A 12,209-nucleotide genomic window follows, 5' to 3' on the forward strand; every position below is an offset into this window, starting at 1 on the left:
TCTACTTCTTCAAAATGTTCTTCTAAATATAGCTGCTGCTCTGATTTTTTTTGTTCTTCTTTTAAGAGCACCTGACTATTTTCTATTAATTTATGTAATTCAGCTATTTGTTTATCTTTCTCCTTAAGCTGAATATCCTTTTCTTTCAATTGTTCAGTTAATAGGTTAATTAACTCTTTATTAATAGTTAACTCCGTTGATACACCTTCGATTGCAACTTCCGATTCCACTTCTGAGTTAACCTTATTGTTAACAGTTAACTGCCCCTTAATTAACTGTAATCCACCTTCTAAAATATAAGTTTTATCATCCTTACGGACTATAAATGGTTCTAATTCCTTAAGTTTCTTTATCTTTTTATATATTGTTACTTTACTAACCCCTGTTAACTCTGAAACTTTATTAATATCGTACAATCCTTATAACACCTCACTTTTAATAGTTAATTAACTATTAATTAACCCCTTAACTATACACTTAATTTATTATAAATAAAACCCTAATATCCTTTTAATTTAACCATTCATCAAGAAGCATAAAAATAGCCTTATCTTTATCTAAATTTAAGCTGCTGCATTTCTCTTCAAAGTCATTATACATTTCTTTAGGTAATCTAATACTAATTGATCTTGTGGTTTCCTTTTTAATCTTTCTATCTTCCATACCCTTTTTAGCCTGTTCTTTTACCTTCTCTACATCTACACTTCCTAAATACTTCTTAGCTTCTTCTTCTGTTCTAAAGCTTTTATATACTGCATTATAACCTAATACAAGCTTAGAACATTCATCCCAGGAAGTAACTATAATATCTTTAACTCCTATACCATCTTTTATAGCATAAAATTTTGCTTTAGCTTTCTTCTTACCCATAAGATAACCTACTTTCTATTTAAGATTAGTTACTTAAGTAATTCTTTATCAAATTTGAAAGTCCTTCTCTTAGGGAACCCACTAGGTTCCCTCTGTCTGCGACATTCACCCTCCTTGGCTACCGCCTTCCATCGATAGGAACCGCTCCGACAAGCTCCGCGAACCCAATCGACTCCAGTTGGTCTACAAAATGGGGTACTCCCTTGCAATCCGACGCCGAAGGCATAGAATACAAGGGCAACTGAGGGAGCCAGAAAAGGACGCAGTTATTCCCTTACTAATAGACATAAAAATACTTATGACTATCAGTAAGGAAATAACTACATCAAGATTTTCGAATTTAGAATACAAGGTATAACCTCGGTCGCCTTCACTATCTGCACCCTATTTGTTACGTGTATTTACACCCACAAGCTTTCTACATTACGGTTCTATCCTAATGCTTATGAAATATCTGCTCATGGTTCCCGATCGCCTACGATCCTAGAACTCCCACACCCGACCTTTAAGTTGTCGTCACTCTCAACACCAACGCCTAAAAATAGGGACTAGGCATACTGTTGGTAGGCACTATTTTGCATCAGTTGTGCTTTCTGTATGCTTATCTTTCAATAAGCAAATCTTTATAGTCTTCGCAAGACTCCCCTAATAATTTATTGTTATCTCAACAAAAATTACTCGAAGCTCCCATCTGTAAGTCATAGGGCAACTGCATAAATTTTAAGTTTATGCTCAATGCTTGTCTAATTTTTTATTCTGTAAAATAATAAAACCTCTAGGTTAATACCTAGAGGTTAAGTAACAATTTCATATTTACCACTTGAAAAGTTTCTTCTTTTATTTTATACTCTATGTATAAATCGAATAGACTTTTGGTTGGGCTTGTCCTTATCTTCTTGGTACTGTTAATACCTTGAGTTACTTTAAATTGTCGCCAAACAATTTAAAGAACCGAAGTTCGTAAAGCACTTCTCATTTTGAGGGGTGCTTTTCTATATTCAATTTTAAACATTTTAAATGTAAATTTCCAATTTTATCTTAATTTTACTAGCTTAATTTACATAATGCAACATAAATTTAAAAAATTAATTTATATTTTCCGATTTTATTAATCAAACAAAACTTTTCCATTTAATGCAAAACTAAATTCCATTTTAGAGTAAGCCATTATATTTGCAACTATAAGCTCTGGTTTTATTAATGCATTTATTTTCTAAAATATATAAAATAATATGTAATTTTAAAAAGATGGTCAATTTTAGGTATTCTTATTAAGTCTACAGAATTTTTTAATCTAAGTTCCGTTCGCTTTACTTTTTTCAATTCAAATATATATTTTAATATTAACTTAATATAATACTTTTTTTTACAAATAAGTATTATATTATTATTTATTGTTTATTTTGTAATAAATTCATGTTAATATATATTTGAATATACTTTATAATTTAGGAGGTTAGAAAATGAAAAAATTATCTTTATTAGCTCTTTCTATCTTAGGAGTTATAATTATTAATACAAGTGTCGCACTCGCTTGTGATCCAACAACTCCAGATAGACCATTTTATGGATATACTATCTATCCAAATTTAGCAAATAATTATACTCCTTACCAAACAAAACAAACTGGAAATACACATTCTTATTCCAAAGTTACAAAATTATCTAACATTTCCAGTGTGGATTTATGGATAGATAGTGCTGGTCAAATTACACCATTATATACACTATCACCATCTTCTTATTTCACTCCAATGTATTATTATAGTAATTATGGGGTTGGTACTAGTGTCAGAGTAGGCATGGAAAATACCTATAACTCTTCAGTTACAGGATACGTTGATGGAGTAGTTGATTACGAATAATTAAAAATATAAATAAAAATAAGGTTTACAAAATAAACCTTATTTTTACTATATTCAAATGGAAGAATATAAGGAAGGATTTTTTTATGTATAATATTTTAAAACTAGAGATTAAAAATTGTTTAAATAGTTATAAATTTAAAATTAACTTTTTTATTTTAAGTCTTATTTCAATTTTTACTTTCATTTTAACTTGCAATTATTATTACGGTTATAATAGTATATTTGTTCCTCCAGCATATAAAACTGGATTTATATCAAATAGTGCTATAAAATATGGATTTTTTTTATTTCTAACTATTATGCCTCTTTTGGTATGCTTTATATATTCTGATTCCTATGAATTTGAATTAAAGAAAAAAATCAATACAGCTATAATAACTAGATGTGGCAGGAAAAGATATCTACTTTCTAAAATATTAACTGTTTCAATAGTTGCATTTTTTAGTGTTTTTATTATTATGTCCGTAACTGAATTATTATCATTTTTCACCTTTGCTAACAAAGGGTCATTTACTGGTGGTTCTATGTTCTATGATTTAAAATCTTCTTATAATGCTAATATCTTTTTAGCTAATATAAAAATATCTAATCCTTATTTATTTAATTTTATATTGATTTTAATAAACTCTTTATATGCCGCTATTTTAGCAGCATTTACTTTTTCTTTAACTATTATTTTAAAATTTAGAAGCGTCTTCATTATCATAGGTACAACTATATTTAATTTAGCATTAGAACTCATTTTGGCTAGACTAAATTTATATAATAATTTCTCTATACAAATGTATCAACAGGGTGGACCAGGAACATTAAGCGGATTTTTTATATTAATATCTATATGGATTTTAACAATTACAATTATTTTTATCTTAGGATTAAAAAAAGATACTATTTAAAAGAGAGGTTAATATGACTTTACATTACTATAATGTTATTAAGCAGAAAAAAATATACATTTTATTACTAATTATATATATAGGTCAAATCTATTATTTTAATAAAGGCGTTATTATAATAAATAATTCTATAGATATCTATATATATACTTTAAAAGTATTCTTTGATAAAGGTTTCATACTTTTAATTTATTTATTATTGTTAACACTTTTAACGAAATATTTTGATAAGCCTTTTATTTTTATTCGATATCCCTATATAAGTTCAATAAAAAAAGACTTTTTATTGAACAGTTTTTTTATTACTATTTTTTTTGTATTTATGATAAATATTCTTCCTATTATTTTTTTCTTCATTTCAAAAGAAATGTTTTATAAAGAGCTTTTTTTACTAGTTATATATTTATTTATTCAAATATCATCCTTATTAATAATAAATTTTTTATATATAAATATATTTTTTATAAATTTTAAACATATTTTTTCTAGCTCTTTAATCTTTTTAATTATATATATACCTACATTCTTTTTAAATTCATTTAGGCGTGATTATTTTACTCCTATTGACTTAATATTTTTTAAAAATAAAATTTCATTAAGGCAATGTCTTATTCAAATAAATTTATATATATTACTTCTTGTTTTAATAGCAGTTTTATATGCTAAAAAACCTTTTAAAAATGAAAAAGAAGGTGGTGATTAATTTATGAAACTAAAATTGCATGAAGTATTTATAGGCAGTTTATTGATATTGTTATCAATATCATTTTTAAATATATCTCAAAATAATTATAGTACTTCTGATTTATATTTATTATATTTCAGTTACTTGCCTATATATGAACATCAAATTATATATCAAATTATAGTATCAACTATTCATCTATTTTGGGGTATATATTTTTTTTCTAAATATATTACGAACGAAATTTCTCAAAATGGTTGTTACATATTTACCAGAACCAATAACCGTAAATTATGGTTACTAAAAAACTATACTGATATTTTTAAAAATTTATTGTTTTATTATTTATTTCAATTTATTTTTATTTTTATAATAGCGTATATTAATAAATTAAAATTCATTTTTTCTACAAATTCATTTTTTAGTTTATTAGTTGTATTTTTTTCAACTGTTCTAACAAGTTATATAATTATAATTTTTTGTAATACAGTATCTCTATTTATAAAAGAAGTCTACTCATATATATTTACTATTTCTATATTAATTATTAACACTTATCTTGTTAACTTTTTCTATATAAATAGTTTATATGATTTCATAAAATATTTACCTTTTTCTCAAAATATGATTCTATTACAAAACTATTGTTTTATAAACAGAGAAATTTTCAAAAATTTTATTCATACTTTTAATCCTTTGTATTCATTTTTATATTCTTTCTTTATATTATCTTTACTATTATTTATATCTATAAAAAAAATAAGTTCAATGGAAATTTTATAAAGGTAGGTGTATCTATGTCTCAAATAATTATCAAAAATTTAACTAAAAAAATTAGAAATAATATTGTTCTTGATAATATCAATTTAAATTTACAAAGTGGAAATATTTATGGATTCTTAGGAAGAAATGGTTCAGGAAAAACAATGCTTTTCAGAGCTATATGTGGATTAATAAAACCAACCTACGGAAAAATATTAATTAATAATATGACTTTAGGTAAAGATATTACGTTCCCACCTTCTTGTGGTGTCATAATCGAGACTCCCGGATTTTGGGACAACTACTCAGCATTTGAAAACCTAAAAACTTTAGCTTCTATAAAAAATATAATTGGTGATAATGAAATTGAAACTGTATTGAAGGATGTAACTTTAGATCCAACAGACAATAAACCATTTAAAAAATTCTCCTTAGGTATGAAGCAAAAACTTGCTTTAGCTCAAGCTTTAATGGAAAAACCAGATATTATTATATTAGATGAACCTACTAATGCTTTAGATGAAGAGTCTATTGAAATAGTACGTAATTTAATAAAATTAGAAAAAAAACGTGGTGCTCTTATTTTAATAGCTAGTCATAATAAAGATGATATAGATAATCTTTGTGATATCAAATTTAAACTAGATTCAGGAAAAATAATTAATATTTAAAGGAGTTTATATGAAGAGACTCAATAATATATATATCGCTATCTTTTTTTTAGTTATACTTTTATCACTTTTTATAGGATATTTCACCAGAAAATCAATATATGATTTGGATATATCCAATATTGATAAAAGTAAATATAGTATAGAATATTCTTTAGATATCTACGGAAGTAACTTAAAGAATCCCATAAATAATATAAATTTAGTTGATCAAAATTCAGATCTTATAATTAAAGGTGAATTTACTGGAAATCGAAAAATAATATATGGCTCTGTAGAAAGTGAAATTAAAGTATTATCTGTTTATAAAGGTAATATCAAAGACAAATATATCTATTTATATGAACCATTCAATATAATAGATTTTAAAAACCCTAATCAAACATCTAATGAAATAAAAGGAAATATCTCTTTAACTAATGGATATAATTTATTAAAACCAAATCACCATAATATTCTATTATTAAATAATATAACCGACCCTAGTACTAACGAAGTCTCAAAAAAATATTTAAATAAATATAAATATAATAATATAAGCCTTAGTAAATTTAGTATTGACGATGATATCAATTATGTAATTTTCGATGAATCTACTACTACTACTACATTTGATGATATTAAAGATAAAGATTGGATTTTTTCAAATAAAGAAGATCTAGCTAATTATTTACTTGCTAAAAATATTATATTAGATAAATATAATAAATAAATATATTTATCTTCACTTTCATTAAACTGAAATTTTTGCGTAATTAAAAACATAATATCAAAGCTCTATTTTCATAATTTAAATTATGAAAATAGAGCTTTGATTTATTTAAATATTATTCATTTATTATTTTGTGAATTAATCCTACGGAGCAAGAGTATATCTCTGCTATTTCTTTAATAGTTTTGCCTTGTATCCTATACATTTTCATCATTTCTTTTTCTTGGTCTGAAAATCTTTCTTTCCTTCCAGCTCCACGTTCATTATGTATTTTTTTATCTGATACTGCTTTATTATTTTTCAATATCTTATTTTCATTTTTTAACTTTTGAATTTCACTTTTTAATTTTTGAATTTCTTTTTCTTGCTCTTCTATTATTTTTCCTCTCTTAACTGCTTCTACTGCATAATCTCCTTCTTTGTAATAAGCTGAATTATGCAACGAATTTTCTAGTTCAGTTATTTTTTCTAAAAGCTTTTTATTTTCATCTTTTAATTTTTGAATCTCATTCATTTATATACCCCTTCATAAATTAATTTATGAACAAATAATAACATAGTTCCCTTTTCGTTTCAATAATTAATTTATGAAAATTTTATTTATTTATTTATTTATTTATTTATTTATTTATTTATTTATTTATTTATTATTGAATATTTCACTAAAAATCTTTTAACGAATAAGGACTTGGTTTCCCAAGTCCTTATTTATTGCTTAAATTATCATATTTTTCTTTTAAGTTATCATATTTAACTTTAAGTAATTGCTCTTTACTAATTGCTTTATCTAATTCTAATTGGTATTTAGATTTTTCAAACTCTATTTTATTCTTCATATCCTCATTAAACTTTTCTGTAAGCTCTTTCTTAAGCTCTTCTATCTCTGATTTATATTTATCATCTAAAACATTTAATTCTTCTCTACGAGAGTTATTTAAGTCTTTAATTTCATCCTTATAAGACTTTTCTATATCTTTAATATTTTTATTTACTTCTTTAATTTCATTTTTTAATGATTCTACTTCTGATTTATAGAACTCTTTTATATTTTCTAAGTTTTCAATCTTAGATTGAAGATCTGAATTACTATGTAGTGTATCTGTAAGTTTATTATTTAACTCAATATTTCTTAACTCTAATTCCTTATTTATATCTTTATATGATTTATATTCAGTAACTATTGAATTTAAAGTATTTATTTGTTCTTGCTGATTATTTATTATATTATTTTTTTGCTCTATTTCTTTATTAGCATTTTCTAAATTTACAGCTAATTCATTTCCTGTCTTTAAAGATTTATCTAAGTCTTTATCAATTCTTTCAAACTCACTTTTTAAATCTTTTTCACGACTTTGTAGATCTGCTATGGTTTTATCTTTAGTATTTAATTCTAAACTTAAAGTTTCTCTTATTCTTTCTTCACTAGTTTGGTTTATAGCTAATGAATTAATAAACATATTCATTAAGGTATTAACTGTATCTTGAAATACTTCTATTTCTTTAGCTCTATCTGTAATCATACCTTTTGCTTTAGCCATCTCAAAGCTATTCATTAAACTTTGAAACATTTCAGCTTGGTTTAACCCTTGTTCATCAGCAAATTCTCTAAACTTTTGGATATCATCCTCAGCTAATCTAAAGGATACTGCTTTAATTTCATTACTCATTTTTTCTCAATTCCTTTCAAAAATAATTTTCACTTTGTATTTGTCATGTATTACAATGTATTTCATATGTTATACATAAATTTTAATGTAATTTTCTAACAAAGTCAATCTTATTTTTCTATTTAATTTTAATAATTTAACTAAATCAATCTTTAGTGAATAAAAAAAGCCAACGATTTATTATCATTGACTTTTAAACTACTCTAAATTAAACTTCTTCAAATTTATCCATATTTTAAATCATTAATTAACTTAATCTATTGGTATTATATATCTCTCTTCAATAGTCTTAAATTCTTGTTTTGGTGTTGTATGTGTTAATCTATCACGATCTCTATCCCTAGTTCCTTTAGGAATAAAACTTTCCGGAACATATACATTGGAATTATCAGAGCTTTTTAAAACTCCTAAATGTAATTTAATTCCTAATTTCTCATCGAATAATATAAATTCAGATTTTAATGAACATTTTCCCTTAACTCTTTCAGGATAAAACTTTATAACTTGGCAACTTGATAATAATTTAGGAATTAAATGAAAGCAAGTAATTTTAGGTGCTATAGCATTTAACTGCTTGTCCTTATCTTTTAACTGATTATCTAATTGCTTTAATTTTTCAATTGTTATACTCCGATTTACAATTCCATCATATCCATTTTTACCTTGATATAACTTTTTCATTCTTTTATCTTTAACAACCTTTTGAATCCCCAATAAATGTGGCAAATTCTCTTTATAAAATCGTATCTTTAATTCAAAACCATTATTAAGCTTATATCCATATATGTTCTTAGCCAGATTTTCGTCATGAAACTCTTGTATTGCTTTTAAGCTACATTCATCAATATCTGGAATTCTATCCAAATCAATTAAATCTTCCTTAGTCATGCTCTCCCCCATATAAACAAAAAAAGTCTTAACCTCAGTTAAGACTTATCATTCAAAATATGAAACAACAGGTTAGTATCCACTACCCTAACCAGGTCAAATGCTCCCTTTGAATACTGAGCTCGTACAACGAGGTTGTTTCCTTTACTCGTTGGTCACAAATGTGATTACATTATTATTATAGCACTATAATAATAAAAAATACATATGTTTTTTTATTATTACCTTATTTTTTTCTTATTTACACACTATTTTAAAATGATTTCGCTAAATTCAATTTTCACGAAGATATAAAAAATTACGGTTTTAAGCCATTTATAAGCTATGATATAATAGAAAAATAGTAGTTAACTGTTTATTATTTCTAAACAAAATAAAAAAAAGGTACTATTTCGCAATGTTAGTTACGAAATAGTACCTTTTTTTCATCTAACCCCCACTCTTTATCAATATCCATATTATTATTTTCAACTTTCATAATACAGAGCTTAATATACTCACTCATATTTAGGCCCTTCCTTTTAGCAAAATAACGAATCTGTTGCTTTTCTTCTTTAGTTAATCTTACTTTTAAAATATCATCTTTAACCATTTTTTTCTCCTTTTTGTGGTACTTTGTGTCCACATAGTACCACAAATGGAAGGTCTAAAGCTGTCTAAATATATATTATATAAAAATTTTACTAATTACTCTTCAAACCCATCAATACATTCTATTTTCATATCTTTTAATTTATATTTTTTAAAATATCTTTCGTATTCAGCTTTCACAAAATCAGCATAATCTATTGAGAACTTCTTTAAATTATTAATTTTCCATATAGCATCTTCAGTTAATGGTGTATCTATTTTTAAATCTTTTATTACTAGCTCTACAATTTTAAGCTCTTTAGATTCAAGTAGAATGCAAAATTTATAATGCATTGACTTTGAATCTATTGGTTTTATATTCATCTTATATATAACTTCTATTTCTTTAATTTTTTTCTTTTTAATTACTTTAATTACTTCTTTCCCTGTATAAGTGAATTGGGTAAATAAACTTCTTCTCTTTTTTTTATTTATTACTAAATATTCCTGTACCATATATACTCTCTCCATTTTACCTAATTAAAATCTAATATATTTATTTGTTTTGGATCTATAGTATTAATCTTATCACTTCTAGTTTCAAAAAATCTAACAGTATTATACTCAACTATACTTATGTCATTTAATGCCCAAGGATAACTTTTAATATAATCAAAATAATGTTCTATTAAAGTAGCATGATTAAACCCACGTAAAGTCATTTTCTTAATATAATTCTCTTTTCTTTTCTTCAAATCATAAAAGAAGTCTTTTACCTTAACTAAATTCTTTTTATTTTCAATACTATCTGTCTGTATTATTAAATTATATTTAATGCCTTGTTTTATTGGATTAAAGTAAAGCTCTTTTAATAAATTCTCTATATTTAATATTTCATTCTTATACCATAAAAACTTTCTATCTATATCTTGTATTAAAAATGTAATTGTAAGAAGTTCATCTTTACTATCAAAATTTATTAAATATATATTCTTTAACATTAACTTACTTAAAATATCATAATACTTTACAAGTCTTACCTTACCATTACACTCAACAAACTCATCTTTTTTAATAATTAAATCAACCTGCTTATTAAAAGCTTGTACCTTTACTCCAGTTATTTTGGCAATTTCAACATATAAAAATTTATAGCATTTTTTTATATATTCTTCATAATCAGTAAAATTATTTATAACCCCTATTATTTCATTTTTATAATCACTCCTCACATTTGTTGTAATATTTAATTTATTATTTAGTAGATAATCTCCTAATAAAAGATTGCTTTTAACAGCTTTATCTGAAGGATTAGGAATATATCCAATATTATTTCTTTTCTTTAAATAAATCTGTGCTTTCTTAGTTAAAACAAAGTAAACATAATTTCCTAATTCTTCTTTCCTCAAAAGATGCATCTCACACATACTATTGAGATCATTAAACACTTTAGTTCTACTATACTTTTCACTTAACATTACTGCGATATGCTCAAATGTTGCAAAGTTCCCAAAAAATCTAACAGCTTTTAAGTACCACTCATACTTATGTTCAATTTCTATATAATCTAAAACACTTATATTTAACTTATTATTATCAACTATTACCTTTAGATCTTCTTTATCATATTCTATAACACCTTTACGCATTAATCATCACCATCCTATTACATCCAAGTGCATTAGCAGCATCTTGCTTTTCCTGTATCTCTACTTCCCCATAATTTCTAGTTATAACTTCTATAGCAACAATTCCTTCGGCAGTAACAACTATTGCATCAACCCCTGTTACATGCTTTGTATCAGGCGATAAAGTATCCCACCTATGTATAATTTGATTTTCATTTAACCATCCCTGGCGTTGCTCATGAGTCATTTGACAATATGCCTGATTCAATTTAATATCATGATCTATTTGATTTTTATTTCCTCTATACAAGAAATCAATATCAGTTTTACTCTTTATAAAATCAACTCCAGCCTTACCCAGAGTATAATAAGTTTGTAACCCTTTCTTTGTATTGTTGGTATGTTCAATCAAGTAACTATTTTTCTTTAAAAGCTCTACCCTTTTATCATTTAAATTAAAATACTTCTTAGCATTAGATCTAGTTATTAATCCAGTATGAGCAATTGACTTCATAGTTTCTCCATCACTTTTTGTTATTCTTTTTATCTTTTCAGATTTTCGGCCACGCGCCAATTAAGGACCTCCTTTCTTCACTTTTGTAAATTTAATAGTTTTTTATAATTAAAAATAAAAAAAGTAATGCCGTTGAATATATAAGTACAGTTGTACATTAATATTCTTAACATTACTTTCCTACAAAAAATATAAAACTATCTATGTTAAGTTTCATATTTTATAAATTTTCTTACTGCTGGTTTAGAACCAGTTATTTTATTTAATTACTTTAATTATATCACCTTTAAAAATAGTTTATAAGTTATTTTTAAAACTATAATAAAATTAACCGCAGGTTGATTTTATATTGATTAGCTTTAGCTAATGCTCCGTTAGGAGCTGCGACTGTAAGTCGCACTAGTCCCACAGGGCAAATTAGTCTTAAACCTAGAAAAAGTAAATAAATTGTGGCGAGCCACAATTTTTTACGGTTTTT

At 24.7% G+C, this 12,209-nt stretch carries 13 protein-coding genes; 4 read left to right on the plus strand and 9 right to left on the minus strand.

Features of this window, described 5'->3' with window-relative positions; translation table 11 throughout:
- Together H9660_RS14610 and H9660_RS14615 are read right to left on the minus strand one after the other, a co-directional pair.
- Positions 1 to 416 (minus strand): hypothetical protein (locus H9660_RS14610; protein ID WP_191751118.1); only part of this gene is annotated, 416 nt, incomplete at its 3' end.
- A gap of 94 nt (positions 417 to 510) precedes the next feature.
- On the minus strand, positions 511 to 870 hold the full coding sequence (locus H9660_RS14615; RefSeq protein WP_191751119.1) for an RNase H1/viroplasmin domain-containing protein: 360 nt from the start codon (positions 868 to 870) through the stop codon (positions 511 to 513).
- Positions 871 to 2,333: 1,463 nt separating this feature from the next.
- Between H9660_RS14615 and H9660_RS14620 the strand changes: the two genes are divergently transcribed.
- The 4 genes from H9660_RS14620 (at position 2,334) to H9660_RS14635 (ending at position 6,464) form a co-directional block, all read left to right on the plus strand.
- Positions 2,334 to 2,735: a hypothetical protein gene (locus tag H9660_RS14620; RefSeq protein WP_191751120.1), complete on the plus strand. Its 402-nt coding sequence runs from the start codon at positions 2,334 to 2,336 to the stop codon at positions 2,733 to 2,735.
- An 86-nt stretch (positions 2,736 to 2,821) separates the two neighbouring features.
- Complete coding sequence (locus H9660_RS14625; protein WP_191751121.1) at positions 2,822 to 3,634, plus strand: hypothetical protein; 813 nt, start codon at positions 2,822 to 2,824, stop codon at positions 3,632 to 3,634.
- A gap of 1,482 nt (positions 3,635 to 5,116) precedes the next feature.
- Positions 5,117 to 5,752, plus strand: a complete 636-nt coding sequence (locus H9660_RS14630; RefSeq protein ID WP_191751122.1) for an ABC transporter ATP-binding protein — start codon at positions 5,117 to 5,119, stop codon at positions 5,750 to 5,752.
- Positions 5,753 to 5,762: 10 nt separating this feature from the next.
- Positions 5,763 to 6,464 carry a hypothetical protein gene (locus H9660_RS14635; RefSeq protein ID WP_191751123.1) on the plus strand — a complete coding sequence of 234 codons (702 nt, stop codon included), beginning with the start codon at positions 5,763 to 5,765 and terminating at the stop codon, positions 6,462 to 6,464.
- Between the two features lie 115 nt (positions 6,465 to 6,579).
- Here the strand turns inward: H9660_RS14635 and H9660_RS14640 are convergent, their stop codons facing one another.
- The 7 genes from H9660_RS14640 to H9660_RS14670 all read right to left on the minus strand — a co-directional run bounded on the left by H9660_RS14640 (position 6,580) and on the right by H9660_RS14670 (position 11,791).
- Positions 6,580 to 6,978, minus strand: a complete 399-nt coding sequence (locus H9660_RS14640) for a sigma-70 RNA polymerase sigma factor region 4 domain-containing protein (protein WP_191751124.1) — start codon at positions 6,976 to 6,978, stop codon at positions 6,580 to 6,582.
- Between the two features lie 190 nt (positions 6,979 to 7,168).
- The gene (locus tag H9660_RS14645) at positions 7,169 to 8,131 is read right to left on the minus strand and encodes a coiled-coil domain-containing protein (RefSeq protein ID WP_191751125.1); all 963 of its coding nucleotides are present in this window, start codon (positions 8,129 to 8,131) and stop codon (positions 7,169 to 7,171) included.
- A gap of 252 nt (positions 8,132 to 8,383) precedes the next feature.
- The gene (locus tag H9660_RS14650; protein ID WP_191751126.1) at positions 8,384 to 9,019 is read right to left on the minus strand and encodes a PBECR4 domain-containing protein; all 636 of its coding nucleotides are present in this window, start codon (positions 9,017 to 9,019) and stop codon (positions 8,384 to 8,386) included.
- A gap of 400 nt (positions 9,020 to 9,419) precedes the next feature.
- Positions 9,420 to 9,611 carry a plasmid mobilization protein gene (locus H9660_RS14655; protein ID WP_191751127.1) on the minus strand — a complete coding sequence of 64 codons (192 nt, stop codon included), beginning with the start codon at positions 9,609 to 9,611 and terminating at the stop codon, positions 9,420 to 9,422.
- 95 nt (positions 9,612 to 9,706) lie between these two features.
- Entirely contained in the window at positions 9,707 to 10,105 is a 399-nt protein-coding gene (locus H9660_RS14660) for a hypothetical protein (RefSeq protein WP_191751128.1), read from the minus strand.
- Between the two features lie 20 nt (positions 10,106 to 10,125).
- Positions 10,126 to 11,238 carry a hypothetical protein gene (locus tag H9660_RS14665; RefSeq protein ID WP_191751129.1) on the minus strand — a complete coding sequence of 371 codons (1,113 nt, stop codon included), beginning with the start codon at positions 11,236 to 11,238 and terminating at the stop codon, positions 10,126 to 10,128.
- Complete coding sequence (locus H9660_RS14670) at positions 11,231 to 11,791, minus strand: hypothetical protein (protein ID WP_191751130.1); 561 nt, start codon at positions 11,789 to 11,791, stop codon at positions 11,231 to 11,233. Before H9660_RS14670 ends, H9660_RS14665 begins: the two co-directional genes overlap by 8 nt.
- Between the last annotated feature and the right edge of the window lie 418 nt (positions 11,792 to 12,209).

This window comes from Clostridium gallinarum (assembly GCF_014836325.1).
In the GTDB taxonomy this organism is placed as follows: Bacteria; Bacillota; Clostridia; order Clostridiales; family Clostridiaceae; genus Clostridium; species Clostridium gallinarum.

What these genes read in the sequence shown, in the direction of transcription:
- H9660_RS14665 (WP_191751129.1), bottom strand. Translation starts at nt 11,238, where the DNA reads ATGCGTAAAGGTGTTATAGAATATGATAAAGAAGATCTAAAGGTAATA.
- H9660_RS14655 (WP_191751127.1), bottom strand. Translation starts at nt 9,611, where the DNA reads ATGGTTAAAGATGATATTTTAAAAGTAAGATTAACTAAAGAAGAAAAG.
- H9660_RS14615 (WP_191751119.1), bottom strand. Translation starts at nt 870, where the DNA reads ATGGGTAAGAAGAAAGCTAAAGCAAAATTTTATGCTATAAAAGATGGT.
- H9660_RS14660 (WP_191751128.1), bottom strand. Translation starts at nt 10,105, where the DNA reads ATGGTACAGGAATATTTAGTAATAAATAAAAAAAAGAGAAGAAGTTTA.
- H9660_RS14635 (WP_191751123.1), top strand. Translation starts at nt 5,763, where the DNA reads ATGAAGAGACTCAATAATATATATATCGCTATCTTTTTTTTAGTTATA.
- H9660_RS14620 (WP_191751120.1), top strand. Translation starts at nt 2,334, where the DNA reads ATGAAAAAATTATCTTTATTAGCTCTTTCTATCTTAGGAGTTATAATT.
- H9660_RS14630 (WP_191751122.1), top strand. Translation starts at nt 5,117, where the DNA reads ATGTCTCAAATAATTATCAAAAATTTAACTAAAAAAATTAGAAATAAT.
- H9660_RS14625 (WP_191751121.1), top strand. Translation starts at nt 2,822, where the DNA reads ATGTATAATATTTTAAAACTAGAGATTAAAAATTGTTTAAATAGTTAT.
- H9660_RS14640 (WP_191751124.1), bottom strand. Translation starts at nt 6,978, where the DNA reads ATGAATGAGATTCAAAAATTAAAAGATGAAAATAAAAAGCTTTTAGAA.
- H9660_RS14650 (WP_191751126.1), bottom strand. Translation starts at nt 9,019, where the DNA reads ATGACTAAGGAAGATTTAATTGATTTGGATAGAATTCCAGATATTGAT.
- H9660_RS14645 (WP_191751125.1), bottom strand. Translation starts at nt 8,131, where the DNA reads ATGAGTAATGAAATTAAAGCAGTATCCTTTAGATTAGCTGAGGATGAT.